Origin of the sequence: Legionella lansingensis (assembly GCF_900187355.1) — a bacterium.
Classification (GTDB): Bacteria; Pseudomonadota; Gammaproteobacteria; order Legionellales; family Legionellaceae; genus Tatlockia; species Tatlockia lansingensis.
Map to the genome: position 1 here is coordinate 1,848,451 of NZ_LT906451.1, position 18,899 is coordinate 1,867,349.

The window sequence follows — 18,899 nt, forward strand, 5'->3', positions numbered from 1 at the left end:
CCTCTCCAGCCACCACCACTATTCTGGTTCCATGGCACATAACAGGGGGTGTTGATTGCTTCTCGCATGATCATTGACTAAAGCAACCTTTGTTTCTGCTATGTCCCTAGTAAAAATACCACAAACGCCCTTCCCCAAAATATGAACCTGTAACATCACCTGAGTTGCTACCTCTTCATTGAAATGGAAGAATCGCTTCAATACCTCCACCACAAATTCCATTGGCGTATAATCGTCGTTAAGCAAAATTACCTTATATTTCCTAGGTTGTTTGAGCTTAGGGACAACCTCTGATTCAGCTGTTTTATGCTCAACAATTTCCTCTAAAGACCATCCACTCATAACATACACCCTTTACTAATTTTATAGACTTCTAATGGGCATTTGGCCAGTAAAAATTGATTTAATTCTTGAAAAAAATTAAACCTTGTGACAACGAACAACACCTTGATTAGATTGCATTCATTTTGGCTTGACCAAGAGACCTGGAGTCCAGCATAAGGGCTTAGATCTTCCGGTCAAGCTTAAGGGATGACAACAGAGCGTATTCAGTTACTGTCTGCAGCATGAAGAATATGTATCAATTACATATGTTTAATGATTTCCTGTCCAAATCCTGAGCTGCTAACACAAGTAGCCTTTTCCATTAAGCGCTCAAAATCATAAGTTACTGTTTTCGCCTCGATGGCTCCTTCTGTTCCTTTGATAATGTAATCTGCTGCCTCAATCCACCCCAAATGACGCAGCATCATTTCAGCAGATAAAATTAAAGAGCCAGGGTTAACTTTGTTTTGACCCGCATATCTAGGAGCAGTACCATGGGTAGCTTCAAAAACCGCAACCTTATCACCGATGTTAGCACCTGGGGCAATACCAATCCCTCCCACCTGGGCCGCCAGAGCATCAGAAATATAGTCTCCATTTAAATTAAGCGTTGCAATAACACTATAGTCCTCGGGTCTTAGCAAAATTTGTTGTAGAAAAGCGTCTGCAATCACATCTTTGATAATAATGCGTTTACCATTTTTAGGATTGGTTAATTGCAGCCATGGACCACCTTCATGTTCTGTAGCGCCAAATACTTCACGGGCAACTTGATAGCCCCAATCTTTAAATGCACCTTCAGTAAACTTCATGATATTACCCTTGTGTACCAAAGTAACCGAATCACGATCATTATCGATGGCATACTGAATGGCCGCCTTTACTAAACGAGAAGTACCTTCCTTGGAAACAGGCTTAATACCTATGCCACAATGTTCTGGGAAACGAATTTTTTTGACACCCATTTCTTTCTGCAAAAAATGGATAATTTTCTTGGCTTCAGCGGAATCCGCCTGCCATTCGATCCCGGCATAAATATCCTCGGAATTTTCACGGAAAATGACCATATTGGTTTTCCAAGGCTCTTTAACTGGACTTGGAGTACCGGCAAAATAACGAATTGGACGCAAGCAGGTATAAAGATCGAGTTCTTGGCGAATAGCGACATTCAAGGAGCGAATTCCTCCGCCGACCGGGGTGGTGAGTGGCCCTTTAATAGCTACAACATATTTTTTCATCGCCTCCAACGTTTCTTGTGGTAGCCACTGATCTGGACCATAGACTTTAGTTGCTTTTTCACCTGCATAGACCTCCATCCAAGCAATCTTTTTTTGATTTCCATAAGCTTTTGCTACTGCCGCGTCAACAACATTAATCATCGGCGGAGTCACATCCACGCCTATACCATCACCTTCAATAAAAGGAATAATTGGGAAATTAGGGACTTTTAAAGATAAATCCGCACCAACTGTAATGGCTTGCCCCTGGGCTGGGACATGAATTTTTGCAAACGTCATTGGCAACTCCATCAATTTAAAATCAATAATCATAGCATTGAAAATCCTTTGTCCCAAATGCGTTTGCTTGTAATAATAAAACTATTTACAACTTGGTTAGAATCGTGGCGAACATTCTACTGTTTAATAAACCTTTTGGTGTGTTATGTCAGTTCACGGGTGAAGAAGGAGAAAAAACCTTAGCTGATTATATTGATCGACCTAATTTTTACGCAGCAGGTCGTTTGGATAAAAACAGTGAAGGATTGGTGTTGTTAACTGATGATGGAACATTGCAACATCAACTAAGCCACCCTAAGTTTAATAAACAAAAATACTATTGGGTGCAAGTTGAAGGCCAACCTACCGATAAAGATCTTAAGCCTTTTCAACAAGGGTTGGCTATTAAGGATACACGATTTTTACCCGCCAAAGTGAAAATTATTGCTGAGCCAACATTGTGGCCCAGGATTCCTCCGGTACGCTTCCGTAAAACAATACCAACGACCTGGCTTGATATTGTTTTACGAGAAGGAAAGAATCACCAAATTCGTAGAATGACAGCTGCCATAGGTTTTCCTACCCTAAGATTGGTCCGCTATCGTATAGCTAACTGGTCTTTAGGGGAACTGCACCCTGGGGATTATCGCCTTATCTCAACGACTATAAAAGGCTTTCGCTCGTAATGTATCATCAGCTATGAGCCTAACCCAAGGCCAGAGAATCATACTAACGAAGGCACTGCCCACCAACATCATAAAAGAAACATGATAGCCCAAGAATGACTCTATCACGAAAATAAGTAGTTGATAGAGGAAACAGAAAAAACCAATTAAAGCCATTTGTTGCCACATTGAGAAGAAATTAAAGCGACGCGCCTTATTGCTTGCAATCCAAGTGACTAAGGATAAGGCAAAGACATGCTCTCCAAGTACGGTAGACAATAAGACATCCAGGAGCAAGCCAATAATAATCAAAAGGGGTATATTGAAATAGTTCGGTAAAAAAAATTGTAAGTATAAAACCAGCATCAAAACCCAGGGAGGTCTAAGTCCCACTAACAACTCGGGTAAAGGTAGAATGGTTAAAGCAAGCGCTAAAATTACGGCGATGAATAAACGCAGATACAAGACGTTCATGCATTTTCTCCAATCACATTCAAACGCTCATTAATTTGGGCTGTTAATGCGGTTTGCTCCTTATCGGGCCAGACAAGAAGCACTAGACGGTTTCTATTCAATAACGCAATGGGGCTGACATCAACTTTGATGAAAGCTTCTCCAGGAATACTCTTAACTGCCTCTACACGGCCAACTGGATACCCTTCTGGATATAAACGCCCAAGGCCGGAAGTCACTAAAAGATCGCCCTTGTTAATAGAAGATGTTCTTGGCAAATTAATTAAAGATAACTGGCTCACGTTATTTGTACCCACTAAAATTGCCCGCTCTCCAGTTCGGTTATTTCTAACAGGCACAGCACTTTTGGAATCGGAGATTAATAAAACAGTACTCGTCATGGAACCGACATCAATAATTTGCCCCATTACTCCTTTTGCGTCTAATACGGGCTGTCCTGCATAAACCCCGTCGCGTTTACCTTTATTTAGCACAACGAGTTGGCGTGAGCTACTGGTATCAACCGCCAATATTTGAGCAGCCATAGCCTGCATTTTAGCTTTAGAAGAAGTAAGCAATAATTCCCTGAGTTGTGAGTTTTCTTCCTTGATAACTAATAGTTTTTGCAACTCAGCTTCAAGTAGCGTTTGTTGATAGCGAAGCTGCATGTTTTCGTTGATTAGCGCTTTTTTAGCACTCACCAAAGACTGCAACCAACCCACAACACGCACTGGATAGTCAACAGCAAATTGTAAGGGTGAAATAATAAGAGCAAACCCACTACGAACGCTGCTTAGATATTTGTAATGGTAATCAGAAAACATGAGGGCTAAAGACAATACGGTAGCAAACACAAAGCCAAAGACCCTGTGTTTGCTTTCATCAGCAAATATCCTGCCTTTAGGATTATTCTGTTGAGAGGAAATCACCACCACGCAGATCCATGGTTTCTAATGCTTTACCACCACCACGTGCAACGCAGGTTAGAGGATCTTCTGCAACGAGCACGGGCAGGCCTGTTTCTTCCATCAATAGAGTATCCATGTTCTTTAGGAGAGCCCCCCCACCAGTCAACACCATACCGCGCTCTGCAATATCTGCGGCCAACTCAGGTGGAGCCAATTCAAGAGCTGCTCGCACAGCACCAACAATACCTGAAAGAGGCTCTTGTAAGGCTTCAAGAATCTCAGCACTTGTCAGTGTGAAACTGCGAGGCACTCCTTCTGCCAAATTTCGACCTCTGACTTCAATTTCGAAAAGATCGCGGCTAGGGAAGGCGGAACCAATTTCATGTTTAATACGCTCAGCTGTTGTTTCCCCAATTAAAGTACCGTAATTACGGCGAACATAAGAAACAATCGCATCGTCAAATTTGTCGCCACCAATACGTACAGACTGATGATAAACAATCCCGCTTAAAGAAATAATAGCGACCTCAGTAGTACCACCACCAATGTCCACAACCATAGAACCACTGGCTTCTTCCACTGGCATGCCAGAGCCTAAAGCAGCAGCCATAGGTTCTTCAATTAGGAAGACTTCACGTGCACCAGCACCCATTGCAGACTCGCGAATCGCACGACGCTCAACTTGAGTGGAACCACAAGGGACACAGACCAATACCCGTGGACTAGGTCTTAAGAAACGATTTTCATGAACTTTGTGAATAAAATGCTGCAGCATTTTTTCTGTAACAAAGAAATCCGCTATCACTCCATCTTTCATTGGCCGGATCGCATTGATATTACCAGGTGTTCTGCCTAGCATACGCTTAGCTTCCAAACCAACAGCAGCTACTCGCTTTTGGCCAGATTCGTTACGTAAAGCCACAACTGAGGGCTCATTTAACACAATCCCTTTGTCCCTTACGTAAATCAATGTATTTGCCGTGCCTAAATCAATCGACAAATCATTGGAAAAAACACCCCTTAATTTCCTGAACATGTGCAACACTACCTCGTTCTTTTTTGGCAGACACTTTACCCTATATTGGGATAAAAATCGACAGAATTTTAATTAAGATTTTTGAGCCCCCTCACCCTACCCTCCACGACCATAATTAAGGAATTTAATCACTACGTCCCGCGACTTGTTCGCGGGATCCAACGATGCTCCGAGACTGCTGGATCCCGCGAACAAGTCGCGGGACGTAGGCAAAGGAATTTGTGTCTTAACTTAATGGCAGTGACCCTACCCTCTCCCCCATGCTTCGCACGGTGGAGAGGGAAACGTCAATCGATGGTAAAAACTGCTTGTAATTGTGCAAGATTTCTCTTAACAAATTGCTTGCCTAATCCACGTACTTGAGATAATTCTTCAATGGATTTAAAAGCGCCGTGTTCTTCACGATACTTCACAATAGCTTGTGCACGTTTCTGACCGATACCTTTTACTGAGTTAGCAAGATTATGCACATCAGCTTTGTTTAGATTAATTTTGGCACGCGATTGCTCTTTTTTTATAGTAGATAAATTGTTTGCTTGCGAAGCAGCCTGAATGGGAAAGGATACAACACACAACGATAATACAGCAGCAAATAAATTTGCTTTCATTTACATTCTCCTTAATTGTTGGACTTGGCCAGTTTAGAACATGATGAGTTTTCAACCAGCCCTTTTACTTCTTGCTTTTTCCTGCAAGAAGCAAAAGAGTATCGCAAGATTTTTTTTATCTGTCGAGAGTTGTCTGATGATAATGAGAATTGAGCACGAACGCGACGCAAGCCGTTAATTTCTTTGCCATTTCCAAGTGCAAAAATTCATTAGGCCCGTGGGCATTTGAGTGGGGTCCTAATACCCCAGTAATCATAAACTGTGCTTTGGGAAATTTTTCTCCTAGCATACCCATGAACGGAATGGTTCCTCCTTCACCAATGTAAGCAGCAGGTTTTTGATAAAAGGTGAGTGAAGCATCATTAATCGCTTTCTCTAACCATTCAACCATCTTTGGTGCATTCCAGCCAACAGCTCCATCATGCACATGAAAAGCAACTTTTGCGTTATAAGGTGGGTTACTGGTTAGCGCTTCTTGCATTGCCGCTAGCGCTTTTTGGGGCAATACCAATGGCGGTAGACGCATGGAGAGTTTCAGCGACGTTTTTGGTCTCAACACATTCCCTGCATCAGCAGTAGCAGGTAAACCCATTGCACCCGTCACAGCAAGAGCAGGTCTCCAACTTCGATTTAAAATTAACTCTCTTCTGTTATGCGTAACAGGTTCGACACCAGAATGAAAAGGAATATTGCTGTAAACTTCATTGCCTAGAATTTCTGCACAGGCAGCAGCCTGCCTCACTCGATCTTCAGGGATATCGCAATACAAAGCCTCCAATTTAATTTCACCAGTGGTTTCATCTTCGATCCGGCTAATTAATTGCTTTGCTATACGGAAACTATCAGCAACAATTCCACTGGCATAACCTGAATGCACTCCCTCGGTCAGAACATCAACCGTTAACTCACCAGTCACGTTACCGCGTAATGATGTCGTCATCCAGAGCTGATCATAATTCCCAGCGCCTGAATCCAGGCAAATCACCAAAGAAGGCTCACCAATTTTTTCTTTTAGAGTGTCAATATAAAAAGGTAAATCATGGCTGCCGCTCTCTTCACATGCTTCAATCAGCAAAACACATCGTGCATGAGGCAAGCCTTGTGCTCGCAAAGCGTTTATCGCTGTTAGTGAGGCATAGGTGGCGTAGCCATCATCAGCACTACCACGCCCATAAAGACGACCATCTTTAATAACCGGCTTCCACGGCCCCAAAGACTCATGCCAGCCACTCATCTCTGGTTGTTTGTCTAAATGACCATAAAGCAATACGGTTTCTTTGCTTTCCCCTGGAACCTCCATTAGCAATAAAGGTGTACGTCCAGGAAGACGAGCAATTTCTAAGGTCATACCTGCAGGCGCATGGTTTCTGCACCACTCAGCAACATGACTTACTGCACGCTCCATATGACCATGTTCCTGCCATTGTGCATCAAAATGAGGAGATTTATTGGGAATTTTAATATACTCGCAAAGACTAGGTAGAATGTTGTCCTGCCATTGCTGAGCAACGTACTCATACAGTTTCTGGGAATTCAACATGCATCTTCTCCTTGATACACCTCGCGAAGTACAGCAATAATTTTTTCAGTAGCGGATTCGATATGAAGAGTCTTAATTTTGGCAATAATGTCTTCACGCTGTTGATCCACCTCTTTAATTGCGGCCAGAAGAGTATCAGGAGTTAAAACCTCTTCCTCGACAACCCTGCTGATGCCCTGCTCTTTAAAATAGTTAGCATTTTGAATTTGATCTCCGCGACTGACTCTTGCTGATAATGGGATTAAGACATGCGGTTTTTCCAAGGCAAGAATTTCGTACAATGCATTAGCACCTGCTCTTGAAACAACCAATTGGCTGGCAGCAAATAAATCTGCCAATTCCTCATTTGCGTATTCAAATTGGTAATAATTACTCTTGTTCAATAAACGCTTATCGATTTTCCCTTTCCCACAGAGATGAATAATCTGATACTGCTCACTTAATGCAGGTAAACACTGCCTTAAAGCCTCATTTAGCACGGTAGAGCCTTGACTACCCCCCATCACCAAGATACAAGGTTTATCATCGCGAAAACCACATAATGCTAAACCTTTGGTCTTTGATCCTTGAAATAGTTCTGGTCGTATGGGTGTACCTGTTACCGCAATTTTTCCTTGATTTTTAAAATGCTTTTTTGCTGCTGCAAATGTTACGCAGATTTTATTAACAAAAGGAAAGCTTAACCGGTTAGCCAAACCAGGGCTCATATCCGATTCGTGAGCAATCACTGGAATACGCTGTAACCAGGCAGCTAAAACAATTGGGAAAGCAACGAAACCCCCTTTAGAAAACACCATATCCGCTTTCAGTTTTCTCAATAAGCAATAGGCTTGACTAACTCCCAGAACAATTTTTATGGGATCTAAAAAATTTTGCCAACTAAAGTAACGTCTCAATTTGCCGGTACTGACTGCATGGTAAGGAATATTCAAGACCTGAATCATTGCTTTTTCTACACCGCCTTGCGAACCAATGTAATCAATTTGCCAACCATGAGCTCGCAATACTTCTATCAACGGCAAATTTGGGGTGACGTGGCCTGCAGTACCACCACCTGTAAAAACGATACGTGGACTCATTTGAGCTTCCTAATCAATAAGCTGAGATCAATGGCTTGCACTGATTTAGTCACTGCACCAACTGAAATATAGTCAACTCCAGTTTGGGCAATGGACGCAATTGTACTTAAACTAACACCACCTGATGCTTCTAATTCGCAACGATTTTGAGTGAGTCTCACTGCCTCCACAAGCATGTCATTTGTAAAGTTATCGAGCAAAATGCGATCGGGATTGGCAACCAAAGCCTCTTGCAACTCTTCAAGGGTCTCAACTTCAACTTCAACAAAAAGATCACCACGCATTTTTCGTGCTTGTGCGATTGCCTTTGTAATAGAACCACAAGATTTAATATGATTTTCTTTGATCAAAAACGCATCAAATAAACCCATGCGATGATTATTACCTCCTGCACAGGACACAGCATATTTTTGCGCCATCCTAAGGCCGGGAATTGTTTTACGCGTGTCAAGTAAGCGCGTTTTTGTCCCTCGCAGTTTAAATAAATAGTGGTAGGTTTGCGTGGCTGTTCCAGATAACGTTTGCAAAAAATTCAAAGCAGTACGTTCTGCCGTTAAAATTTGATCAGCCGGGCCTTGTATCAAACACAAGGTGGCCGGCTGATTGAGCCAAGCGCCCTCATTGACAAGCCAGTTTAATTCGATGGCCATGCTGACTTCTTTGAAAACCGCGTCCACCCATGGGCGACCGCAGACGAGCATCGGCTCTCGCGAAATAATTTCAGCTTCTGCCATTAATTGTGATGACAGCAAAGCAGCACTAACATCGCCATCTCCAATATCTTCCTGCAATGCCCGCCTTACGTCGAGTAAGATTTCATCTTGTTTGGGCATCATTCTTGACATCTCGCTGCTTTTTGTATCGTGACTTTAATAATGGAGGGGCAATAAATGTTGTCACAATAACCATAAGAATAATGGCAGAAAAAAGTTGGTCAGAAATCACTCCTAGTGTTCTACCAATAGAAGCAAAGACCAAACCTACTTCACCACGAGGCAACATCCCTATACCAATTAATAGGCGATCATCTCTACGGCTACCGCCTAAACCGCTTATGACTTTACCTACTGTGGCTGCAATGATAAGTCCAGCAGACATAACCAATACATGCCAATCCATAAAGGATTCTATTTTGACCTGAATACCAATTAAAATAAAAAACAAGGGGGCTAAGATGGATTCCAAGGGACCTACTAAACTTTTTATATTACGGCCGTCAGTTTGTTGTCCTTTGGATGTGAAAAAACCATCATGCAATACCAATCCTGCACAAAAGGCACCAATAATAGCAGCCAGATCAACTAAAGTAGCTACCCATGCTAAAAGCATGACAAACATGAAGGCAGCGAATAATTTAACTTCCCAACTTTCCAGAAAAAACTCGAAGAAAGTAACAACTAAGCGCAGAAGCGCAGGGCCAAGTGTTAAAGCAACAGCAAAAAAGAGAATTGCAGCTGTAATAATGCGCGCTATGGAGCCCATACTAACGGTGTCATAAACGACCAAAGAGCTCACCACAGACAGAATGATCAAACCAAGAATATCATCTATCATGGCGGCGCCTAAAATGATCCTTGCTTCTCGCGTGCGCAATTTCTTCATCTCGGACAAAACACGGGCTGTAATACCAACACTTGTTGCGGCCAAGGTTGCTGCCACAAATAGATCCACTTTATATGATGCAGTAGGCAACAAGAGATGGGCAACGATGAATCCAAGGAGAATGGGAGCAACAATCCCAAGGATAGCCACGAGTACGGATTCACGCCCTGTGTGCTTTAATTCATCAATGGAGCTTTCCAAGCCAACCATAAATAATAGGAAGATGACACCATAACGAGAAAAGACCTCGAGGATATTTCCTATCTTAATTAAATCAAGTGCATGGGGGCCACTTAAAACAGCGAGAACCTGGTGTGCATAAAAAGGATCGGGAATATTAAGACTCACTGCCTGGGGTAGCGGAATCCCTGACAACATCTCTCGCATGATATCAAAAATTTCGGGACCTTCGCGCAAAATAACTGCCAGTTGCAAGCCAAAGTAATAACAGACATTGCCTAACAAAACTCCCATTAATAATTCACCAAGGACACCAGGTTGGTTAAACCGTTGGGCCAGATAGCGCCCGACCAAAGCAAAGAATAAAATGAGAGTCACCCACAACAAAATAGGTGCGATAGGATCATGATGTGTATCTTGTGGTACCCCTGCATATAAAAAGACAGGGAAAATAGCCAGCAAGATAATGTATTTTAAATGATGAGCCATCAATTATACCGTTTCTGAATGAGTTTTTAGGAATTTAGGCGACTTGATTTTTTTGTTCAGACTACGTTTAAAAGCGAGTAATAGCAAGCTCTATTGCGAGTTTTTAAACGTAGCCTGAACAAAAAAGCAATAGGAACATCCCTAAAATTCATTCGGAGAAGCTATCTTGTTTAGCAAGAAAGAGACAAGTTTCTAATACGGAATCTGGGTTCAAAGACACACTGTCAATTTCTTCTTTCATCAGCCATTGTGCAAAATCCTGATGATCAGAAGGACCTTGCCCACAAATCCCTACGTATTTTCCAGCTTTTTTACAGGTTGATATCGCCATATGCAACAAAGCCTTAACGGCATCATTACGTTCATCAAACTGCGAAGCCACCAAGCCCGAGTCTCTATCCAAGCCTAAGGTTAATTGTGTTAAATCATTCGAGCCAATGGAAAAACCATCAAAATGCTCCAAAAACTCACTAGCCAGCAAGGCATTTGAAGGCAATTCGCACATCATAATAATGCGTAAACCCGCCTTACCTCGCTCAAGCCCATGTTGTTGCAATACATCAATCACTTGCTTAGCTTCAGCCACGGTCCTCACAAATGGAATCATCACTTCTACATTATCAAGACCCATCGCTTCCCGGACACGGCGCACAGCTTGGCACTCAAGAGCAAAACACTCGGCAAAATCACTAGAAATATAACGTGAAGCACCACGGAAGCCTAGCATTGGATTTTCTTCATGGGGCTCATAATATTTGCCTCCCGCCAAATTGGCATACTCATTGGATTTAAAGTCTGAGAGTCTGACTATCACAGGCTTAGGATAAAAAGCAGCAGCAATGGTAGCAATACCTTCTTTTAAGCGTTCAATGTAGTACTCAACAGGTGAGGCATAAGCCACCGTTTTTTCGTTGATCAGCTTCTTTAACTGTTGATCGTCTAGCTTGTCATATTCCAGCAAGGCCTTGGGATGAATACCAATGGTATTGGAAATTAGAAATTCCAGTCGGGCCAAACCAACACCTGCATTGGGAATCGATTGAAAAGCAAAAGCACGTTCGGGATTACCGACATTAAGCATAACCTTAAGAGGCAACTCTGGCATAGTCTCTACATCAAGACGTACTTGTTCAAAGGGCAACAAGCCACGGTAAACATACCCTGTATCTCCTTCGGCGCAACTAACCGTTACTTCATCACCATCTTTGATCGTTTTGGTAGCATCTCCACAGCCGACAACAGCAGGAATCCCGAGCTCACGAGCAATGATTGCTGCATGACAAGTTCGACCACCACGATTTGTGACAATCGCAGATGCCCTTTTCATGATAGGCTCCCAATCAGGATCAGTCATATCCGAGATTAACACATCCCCAGATTGCACCCGATGCATTTCACTGATATCCCTAATGACTTTGGCGCGACCTTGGCCAATTTTTTGACCAATGCTTCGACCTTCCGTTAAGACTTGGCCTTGAGCCTGTAAGGAATAACGCTCAAGAACCTGGGCAGTGGCGCGACTATTCACCGTTTCAGGCCTGGCCTGCAAAATATACAACTTACCATCTTGACCGTCCTTTGCCCATTCAATATCCATAGGTCGACCATAATGCGTCTCAATGATTAAAGCTTGTCGTGCTAATTGTTCAATTTCTTCCGGAGTTAAAGAGAACAATAAACGCTCTTCCGCCTCAACATCTTCGATTTTAACTGTTTTATCTGCAGCTGCATCATTGCAATAAACCATTTTTACTGCTTTGCTACCCAAATTCCGACGAATGACTGCAGGCTTACCGGCTTTTAAAGTAGGCTTATACACATAAAATTCATCGGGATTTACAGCACCCTGCACCACCATCTCCCCTAAACCATAGGAAGAGGTAATAAAGACCACCTGATCAAACCCAGATTCAGTATCCATAGTAAACATGACTCCACTAACTGCCAAGTCACTCCGTATCATCTGTTGGATACCTGCTGAAAGAGCCACATCCTGATGAGCAAAACCATGATGAACCCGATAAGCAATTGCGCGATCATTAAATAATGAAGCAAAAACCTGTTTGATAGCTTTTAAAATAGCTGGTACGCCGCGAACATTTAAAAACGTTTCTTGCTGACCAGCGAAAGAGGCATCTGGCAAATCTTCAGCTGTCGCTGAAGAGCGAACTGCCACACTAAAATCATTATGACCAATTTTTTTAGCCAAATCCTCATAGGCCTTACAAATTGCATTTTCAAAATCAGGAGAAAAGGAAGCACTTACGACCATATCACGAATGGTTTTACCAACGGAGGTTAATTGCGCAATATCATCTGTGTCTAGCTTAGCGAGTAGATCGTAGATTTTCTTGTCTAATTTGTTATGCGTTAAAAACTCTCGGAAAGAATCAGCTGTTGTGGCAAAACCTGCAGGCACCAAAACACCAGCGGAAGATAAATGGCTAATCATTTCTCCTAGTGAAGCATTTTTTCCTCCCACCTGTTCAAGAGCTTGCATCCCTAGATGTTGAAAATCAATTGTATGTGCGCTGACTGCCATAAATCTACCCCTGCTCCTCAAAATGCCCCCATTCTACTTAAATTGAGAGGTGATGTGAATGATAGCCTCAATTGAAAAATCAGAATGGATTCCCGCCTACATGGGAATGACACAGTTTTAATGAAATCAAATAACGCCTTTACTGTCGATATAAACGGATATTACTAGGTGGCTTAATGGCTTGATTAGAACGAATAGGATTAATATCCAATCCTCCTCTGCGAGTATAACGCGCATAAACCGTGAGCTTATCAGGATGACAATAAGTCATAAGATCGATAAAAATACGTTCAACGCATTGCTCATGAAATTCATTATGATTACGAAATGAGACTAAATATTGCAATAAAGCTTCATTATCTACACGAGGACCACTATAAGTTATTGCAATTGATCCCCAATCAGGTTGACCTGTTACAGGACAATTCGATTTAAGTAGGTGGCTATAAAGTGAAACATTTTCTACGATTTCTGTTGACGTCTTGAGCATTGATGAGTTAACCCTGTATTCATTACAGCTAATATCTAAATCATCCAGGCAAATACCTTCCATATGTCCAATCGTGCAAGATTCAAAGCTCTCAGGATGATAGATGGACACTTTAACGTCTTCACCTGCCACCTTGCTTAAATCGTGGACCAGGGTTTCCTGTACTGCCACTGCTGAACTGAAGTGCGTATTATTAAATGAGTTTAAATAGAGTTTGAACGATTTTGATTCAATCAAGTTAGGCGAATCACAAGGAATGATAATATCAGCAACAGCTACAACCGGCTTTCCTTTTTCATTTAACCAGGATAATTCAAAAGCAGTCCATAAATCGTAGCCATGGAAAGGCAAGGCTTGACTACTAACGCCTATTGCATCGCGTTTGGGCTGACGAGAAATCGGGAAAAGAAGGGAATTATTATACGTTTCTATGTAAACCGTTTTTTGTCCCAAGGGCGAAAAATGCAACTCTTTCTCAAACATCTTCTTTGCTCGTAATTTATTCGAGTTGATTATAGCAAATCCTTCACTCGTTATGCACCCACTAGAGGAAAGTAAATTTGGGTCATAATTTTACATTTAATTTCTTATTCAACCTTTGTTGTTAAAAATATACCAACCATGTATGATTTGTTAATGCTCAGTTAATCTTCTGTCTGCATAATGCCAAACCCATTTGGTTGTTAATTGTTATTTTAGGTAATTGTAAATGAGACCCAAGTATCCTGCTAATGGCAATCTACGCATGTATAACATGCACCCATACCGTAGTTATGTGCCTCATAAAAGAGGTATCGACGGAATGATTGACTATATTCCCGAAATAGGCATAGACGGTATGAAGTATAACGCGGCATGGATAAATCCAGTGCAATTAACCGGCACCTTACTTCATCCCCATCCTGATGGACTTAGCCAGGTCAGTGGCAGCTTCTATGCGATGACCGATGATGAAGCCTTTAATCCTTTAATATTCCCGAATTGCAACACGGAAGAATGCCAAGCAAAATTAAAAAAATGGACAGCCTCTGTGCGCCTGAATGGGATGTTTCCAATATTCGATTTAGTATTAAATCATATCGGCATTAATCAGGGCGAACCCTCTCCGTTACAAAAAAAATTAGGGGAAGCTGGTTTATTACTGGCAGAAGTCAATGAGCGCTGGCCAGACATTCAGGGTATCGATTATTACCGTGCAGGAAGTACCAATCGTGGCTTAACCACCCCAATGAGTGATTTGGATCCAGTTAAGATTGATAAAGTTTTCGAAATACTTTGGGAACCGTTTATTCGTCGTTACATTCTCGACTATGGTTTTATGGGTGTGCGCGTCGATGCTTTAACCCATGTTCCTGTGCCCGTTCAGCAACGCGCATACGCCTTAGTGCAAAAACTTGTTAAAGAAAAATATAGCACTGATGCGATTGTTGTTGGTGAATTAATGGTGGGTGATCCTGAAAAATATGTACCGGCATTGAGCGCCTGTGGTTTAACTCACTGCCTTCACCCTTGTTCTTTTTATTGGGGATACGCCATGGAAGGCGGTTATTGTTTGAATGAGGAGCGGTCTCCTTTTATCAAACAAAATCAGAGATTAGCTGAAATTGTTCTCTCTCCAGAGGCAAAAAAAGTTAGTGCTTATAAGATACAGATCATTGCTGAATATGATAAAGAAAAACACAAGCAGCCGAACACAATATTTATCGCTCAGCAAAAAGAAAAATATTGTCTAATCATCAATGGTGAATCACACCATATAGCTTTTGGTGGATCCCTTATTCTTCCATTAAACATACTCAGAGGGTATGAGGCAGTAGAAGCGTTTATAACCTCTTATTATCTGTCTGTTGGAAAGAAGAAAGGGGATGTACAAAAAGCTGTGAAAGAATGGCTGGAACAATGCCCGGTACTTCAGCAAGTGCTCGATGAGATGCATTTTCAATCTAACAAAGGTAGCTTAATTGCTGTGAGTGGAAATCACGATGTAGGCACCTTAAAAGCAAAAGTCATGCTTGATATTGCTTATGGCAGGGCGATGACCAATGCTGGCGCGGACGAACGTAAAATAGAAGACATTCAAAATACCTACAAAGAGTTTAAGAATATTATCAAAGGAATCGTCAATACCAATGATTTAATGAGACGATTACAAGCTGCCTTTGGCTTAACTGAAAAGGAAAAGCAACACCTGTTTCTTGAAGTCAATATGCGTATGCGTGAGAAATTGTTCATCCAGGCCATGATGTGTCGTGGATGGTATTCGTTAGGTGGTGATGAAGTGGGTGTCTGTCATAAGCCAGAAGTCTTCGCCCAGTTTGGGGAAAACCCTGGACGGATTGGCTCTTCTTTACTCGAACGCGCGCATTCTAAATGTAGTCAACATGATTTGCGAGGGTTCATCCGCGGAGTTAACGAAATCATGGATGTACTTCCAAAGCCCGCTTATAATGACCGTGCAACCATGCATTACCTGGTATTGGAGAATGAAGAATTTGGTGTGAAAGCAGCTGAATTCTTATTCGTCGTGGTTCGCTATAGTGCCAAAGAGAATAAATACTGTCTTCTTGGGCACACAGCTGAACATCTGGGAGACGCTTTGTTAGCTGATAAGCTCAGAGCAATGCTAGCATCTGAACCTTGTTTAAACGAAGCAAGTTGCGATGTGTTGATGGTTGATCAACATGGTAAGGTGATGCATACGAGACTCAGGGGCGCCAAGCAAGAGAAAGTAACAGATGCAAGCCTTAATTCAAATGTGAATCCTAACTCAGCACTCGTGAAAAAAACTGCCATCCCCGCAGCTCCTAATAATGCCACCGTCCCCGCCGCTCCTAGTAATGCCACCATCACCGCCGCTGCTCTTAGTAAGGCGAACGATCCTGAGACGAGCCGAGTCAAATCTGAAAAAGAGGTAGTGGAGATAGGATTTTTTGGTAATCCACAACGGAAGGAAGCGGGGAAGTTTGAGTTAGGCTTGTCAAACGCAATAACAACTCAGTACAGCGTATAATATCTAAAAAGATTCCGGAGTACTCAGGAATCTTTTTGCGCGTCTTGATGGGTGAGGAAAGGTTATTTTAAAGTATTTGTCAATAACTGTTCCGAACGATCGTCTCTTTTTATCCTTGTAGGATCACTAAAAAAGCTATCTCTAAAATTAAAGCTTAATGCGGGAATATACTCTGCTTCAGATGCGCTTGCCCCTGTTCTCCTCATGATACCCTGATTATTTTTCTTTTCTTCTTTTGCCAACGCTAAAACCGTTCGGATAACTTCGCCATGTTGATCAAGCATCAACACATCGCAACTTGCTTCGTTTAAACAAGGTTCAGATGCTAGCATTGCTCTGAGCTTATCAGCTAACAAAGCGTCTCCCAGATGTTCAGCTGTGTGCCCAAGAAGACAGTATTTATTCTCTTTGGCACTATAGCGAACCACGACGAATAAGAATTCAGCTGCTTTCACACCAAATTCTTCATTCTCCAATACCAGGTAATGCATGGTTGCACGGTCATTATAAGCGGGCTTTGGAAGTACATCCATGATTTCGTTAACTCCGCGGATGAACCCTCGCAAATCATGTTGACTACATTTAGAATGCGCGCGTTCGAGTAAAGAAGAGCCAATCCGTCCAGGGTTTTCCCCAAACTGGGCGAAGACTTCTGGCTTATGACAGACACCCACTTCATCACCACCTAACGAATACCATCCACGACACATCATGGCCTGGATGAACAATTTCTCACGCATACGCATATTGACTTCAAGAAACAGGTGTTGCTTTTCCTTTTCAGTTAAGCCAAAGGCAGCTTGTAATCGTCTCATTAAATCATTGGTATTGACGATTCCTTTGATAATATTCTTAAACTCTTTGTAGGTATTTTGAATGTCTTCTATTTTACGTTCGTCCGCGCCAACATTGGTCATCGCCCTGCCATAAGCAATATCAAGCATGACTTTTGCTTTTAAGGTGCCTACATCGTGATTTCCACTCACAGCAATTAAGCTACCTTTGTTGGATTGAAAATGCATCTGACCGAGAACTCGCTGAAGCGCAGGACATTCTTCCAACCATGCCCTGACAGCGAGTTGCGCTTCCCCTTTCTGCTTCCCTGTCCCAACATTGCGATAAGAATCTATTAATTGCTCAATCTCGGAGTATTCCTCTAATACGCTCAATGGAAAAACATGGGTGATCCCCAAAGCTACATAACTTGATTCACCATTGATAACGAGACGATATTTCCCACTTTGATTAACGATATATATCGTGTTCGGCTGCTTGTGTTTTTCTTTATTATACTCAGCAATGATCTGTATCTTATAAGCACTAATCTTTTTTGCTTCCGGAGAGAGGACAATTTCAGCTAATCTCTGGTTTTGTTTGATAAAAGGAGATCGTTCAGCTGTTTTTTCATAGCCACCCTCCATACAATGTCCCCAAAAAAAGCTATAGGGATTTAGACAATGGGTCAAACCACATGCACTTAGAGCACTAAGCTGATTTGGAGAAACAGCCACCATTAACTCACCAACAACAATCGCATCAGTGCCATATTCTACGTTAACAAGTTTTTGCACTAAGGCGTATGCGCGTTGCTGAACGGGCACAGGAACATGGGTTAAAGCATCGACGCGCACACCCATAAAACCATAGTCGAGAATGTAACGACGAATAAACGGTTCCCAAAGTATTTCGAAAACTTTATCAATCTTAACTGGATCCAAATCACTCATTGGGGTGGTTAAGCCACGATTGGTACTTCCTGCACGGTAATAATCGATACCCTGAATGTCTGGCCAGCGCTCATTGACTTCTGCCAGTAATAAACCAGCTTCCCCTAATTTTTTTTGTAACGGAGAGGGTTCGCCCTGATTAATGCCGATATGATTTAATACTAAATCGAATATTGGAAACATCCCATTCAGGCGCACAGAGGCTGTCCATTTTTTTAATTTTGCTTGGCATTCTTCCGTGTTGCAATTCGGGAATATTAAAGGATTAAAGGCTTCATCATCGGTCATCGCATAGAAGCTGCCACTGACCTGGCTAAGTCCATCAGGATGGGGATGAAGTAAGGTGCCGGTTAATTGCACTGGATTTATCCATGCCGCGTTATACTTCATACCGTCTATGCCTATTTCGGGAACATAGTCAATCATTCCGTCGATACCTCTTTTATGAGGCACATAACTACGGTATGGGTGCATGTTATACATGCGTAGATTGCCATTAGCAGGATAAGAAAGGTGGCCTAAATTTGTTGCCATAAGAGTCCTCAAAACCCCAGGTTGGTTTAACCAGATGCTCTATATCATCCTCATGAGAGATACATGGTCTAATGCGATGGGACGATATTCTAGCATGATTTTGCTAACAAAATACTTTGTTTTGTTCATAATATTTATCTTGTGCTATATTTTGATTCGAATGGAGCAGCAGTTTAGGTATCGTTTTTGATTCACATCTATCGCTGCATCTACTAT

The 18,899-nt window shown here is 42.1% G+C and carries 15 protein-coding genes; 2 read left to right on the forward strand and 13 right to left on the reverse strand.

Annotation, left to right across the window (positions count from 1 at the left end):
- Nucleotides 1-18: 18 nt before the first annotated feature.
- Complete coding sequence (gene clpS, locus CKV79_RS08415) at nucleotides 19-342, reverse strand: ATP-dependent Clp protease adapter ClpS (RefSeq protein ID WP_028374265.1); 324 nt, start codon at nucleotides 340-342, stop codon at nucleotides 19-21.
- 242 nt (nucleotides 343-584) lie between these two features.
- Complete coding sequence (gene icd, locus CKV79_RS08420; protein WP_028374264.1) at nucleotides 585-1,841, reverse strand: NADP-dependent isocitrate dehydrogenase; 1,257 nt, start codon at nucleotides 1,839-1,841, stop codon at nucleotides 585-587.
- A gap of 104 nt (nucleotides 1,842-1,945) precedes the next feature.
- On the opposite strand from icd, the gene CKV79_RS08425 reads away from it, so the two are divergent.
- The gene (locus tag CKV79_RS08425) at nucleotides 1,946-2,506 is read left to right on the forward strand and encodes a pseudouridine synthase (RefSeq protein WP_028374263.1); all 561 of its coding nucleotides are present in this window, start codon (nucleotides 1,946-1,948) and stop codon (nucleotides 2,504-2,506) included.
- On the opposite strand, the gene mreD is transcribed toward CKV79_RS08425, so the two are convergent.
- The 10 genes from mreD to queF all read right to left on the reverse strand — a co-directional run bounded on the left by mreD (nucleotide 2,477) and on the right by queF (nucleotide 13,895).
- Nucleotides 2,477-2,959 (reverse strand): rod shape-determining protein MreD, encoded by a 483-nt coding sequence (gene mreD, locus CKV79_RS08430; protein ID WP_028374262.1) that lies wholly within the window; start codon nucleotides 2,957-2,959, stop codon nucleotides 2,477-2,479. The genes CKV79_RS08425 and mreD overlap by 30 nt on opposite strands.
- A complete protein-coding gene (mreC, locus tag CKV79_RS08435) occupies nucleotides 2,956-3,867 on the reverse strand; it encodes a rod shape-determining protein MreC (protein ID WP_028374261.1) in 912 nt (303 codons plus the stop codon). The genes mreD and mreC overlap by 4 nt, the downstream gene beginning before the upstream one ends.
- Nucleotides 3,845-4,882 carry a rod shape-determining protein gene (locus CKV79_RS08440; RefSeq protein ID WP_025385468.1) on the reverse strand — a complete coding sequence of 346 codons (1,038 nt, stop codon included), beginning with the start codon at nucleotides 4,880-4,882 and terminating at the stop codon, nucleotides 3,845-3,847. The genes mreC and CKV79_RS08440 overlap by 23 nt, the downstream gene beginning before the upstream one ends.
- A 287-nt stretch (nucleotides 4,883-5,169) precedes the next feature.
- Nucleotides 5,170-5,490, reverse strand: a complete 321-nt coding sequence (locus CKV79_RS08445; RefSeq protein ID WP_028374260.1) for a ComEA family DNA-binding protein — start codon at nucleotides 5,488-5,490, stop codon at nucleotides 5,170-5,172.
- A gap of 115 nt (nucleotides 5,491-5,605) precedes the next feature.
- A complete protein-coding gene (locus CKV79_RS08450) occupies nucleotides 5,606-7,030 on the reverse strand; it encodes a M20 family metallopeptidase (protein ID WP_028374259.1) in 1,425 nt (474 codons plus the stop codon).
- The gene (locus CKV79_RS08455; RefSeq protein ID WP_035916311.1) at nucleotides 7,024-8,109 is read right to left on the reverse strand and encodes an undecaprenyldiphospho-muramoylpentapeptide beta-N-acetylglucosaminyltransferase; all 1,086 of its coding nucleotides are present in this window, start codon (nucleotides 8,107-8,109) and stop codon (nucleotides 7,024-7,026) included. The genes CKV79_RS08450 and CKV79_RS08455 overlap by 7 nt, the downstream gene beginning before the upstream one ends.
- On the reverse strand, nucleotides 8,106-8,945 hold the full coding sequence (nadC, locus tag CKV79_RS08460; RefSeq protein WP_028374258.1) for a carboxylating nicotinate-nucleotide diphosphorylase: 840 nt from the start codon (nucleotides 8,943-8,945) through the stop codon (nucleotides 8,106-8,108). Before nadC ends, CKV79_RS08455 begins: the two co-directional genes overlap by 4 nt.
- Nucleotides 8,926-10,380: a cation:proton antiporter gene (locus CKV79_RS08465; RefSeq protein ID WP_028374257.1), complete on the reverse strand. Its 1,455-nt coding sequence runs from the start codon at nucleotides 10,378-10,380 to the stop codon at nucleotides 8,926-8,928. Before CKV79_RS08465 ends, nadC begins: the two co-directional genes overlap by 20 nt.
- A 148-nt stretch (nucleotides 10,381-10,528) precedes the next feature.
- Nucleotides 10,529-12,922, reverse strand: a complete 2,394-nt coding sequence (gene ppsA, locus CKV79_RS08470) for a phosphoenolpyruvate synthase (RefSeq protein ID WP_028374256.1) — start codon at nucleotides 12,920-12,922, stop codon at nucleotides 10,529-10,531.
- Between the two features lie 139 nt (nucleotides 12,923-13,061).
- The gene (gene queF / locus CKV79_RS08475; protein WP_028374255.1) at nucleotides 13,062-13,895 is read right to left on the reverse strand and encodes an NADPH-dependent 7-cyano-7-deazaguanine reductase QueF; all 834 of its coding nucleotides are present in this window, start codon (nucleotides 13,893-13,895) and stop codon (nucleotides 13,062-13,064) included.
- A 226-nt stretch (nucleotides 13,896-14,121) separates the two neighbouring features.
- Between queF and CKV79_RS08480 the strand changes: the two genes are divergently transcribed.
- The gene (locus CKV79_RS08480; protein WP_095141763.1) at nucleotides 14,122-16,422 is read left to right on the forward strand and encodes an alpha-amylase family protein; all 2,301 of its coding nucleotides are present in this window, start codon (nucleotides 14,122-14,124) and stop codon (nucleotides 16,420-16,422) included.
- A gap of 62 nt (nucleotides 16,423-16,484) precedes the next feature.
- Here CKV79_RS08480 and CKV79_RS08485 read toward each other — a convergent pair whose 3' ends face one another.
- Nucleotides 16,485-18,683, reverse strand: coding sequence for an alpha-amylase family protein (locus CKV79_RS08485; RefSeq protein WP_095141765.1), 2,199 nt, complete (start codon nucleotides 18,681-18,683; stop codon nucleotides 16,485-16,487).
- Nucleotides 18,684-18,899: the final 216 nt, after the last annotated feature.

What these genes read in the sequence shown, in the direction of transcription:
- CKV79_RS08440 (WP_025385468.1), bottom strand. Translation starts at nt 4,882, where the DNA reads ATGTTCAGGAAATTAAGGGGTGTTTTTTCCAATGATTTGTCGATTGAT.
- ppsA (WP_028374256.1), bottom strand. Translation starts at nt 12,922, where the DNA reads ATGGCAGTCAGCGCACATACAATTGATTTTCAACATCTAGGGATGCAA.
- CKV79_RS08480 (WP_095141763.1), top strand. Translation starts at nt 14,122, where the DNA reads ATGAGACCCAAGTATCCTGCTAATGGCAATCTACGCATGTATAACATG.
- CKV79_RS08445 (WP_028374260.1), bottom strand. Translation starts at nt 5,490, where the DNA reads ATGAAAGCAAATTTATTTGCTGCTGTATTATCGTTGTGTGTTGTATCC.
- CKV79_RS08465 (WP_028374257.1), bottom strand. Translation starts at nt 10,380, where the DNA reads ATGGCTCATCATTTAAAATACATTATCTTGCTGGCTATTTTCCCTGTC.
- CKV79_RS08450 (WP_028374259.1), bottom strand. Translation starts at nt 7,030, where the DNA reads ATGTTGAATTCCCAGAAACTGTATGAGTACGTTGCTCAGCAATGGCAG.
- nadC (WP_028374258.1), bottom strand. Translation starts at nt 8,945, where the DNA reads ATGATGCCCAAACAAGATGAAATCTTACTCGACGTAAGGCGGGCATTG.
- CKV79_RS08455 (WP_035916311.1), bottom strand. Translation starts at nt 8,109, where the DNA reads ATGAGTCCACGTATCGTTTTTACAGGTGGTGGTACTGCAGGCCACGTC.
- CKV79_RS08485 (WP_095141765.1), bottom strand. Translation starts at nt 18,683, where the DNA reads ATGGCAACAAATTTAGGCCACCTTTCTTATCCTGCTAATGGCAATCTA.
- clpS (WP_028374265.1), bottom strand. Translation starts at nt 342, where the DNA reads ATGAGTGGATGGTCTTTAGAGGAAATTGTTGAGCATAAAACAGCTGAA.
- icd (WP_028374264.1), bottom strand. Translation starts at nt 1,841, where the DNA reads ATGACGTTTGCAAAAATTCATGTCCCAGCCCAGGGGCAAGCCATTACA.
- queF (WP_028374255.1), bottom strand. Translation starts at nt 13,895, where the DNA reads ATGTTTGAGAAAGAGTTGCATTTTTCGCCCTTGGGACAAAAAACGGTT.
- mreD (WP_028374262.1), bottom strand. Translation starts at nt 2,959, where the DNA reads ATGAACGTCTTGTATCTGCGTTTATTCATCGCCGTAATTTTAGCGCTT.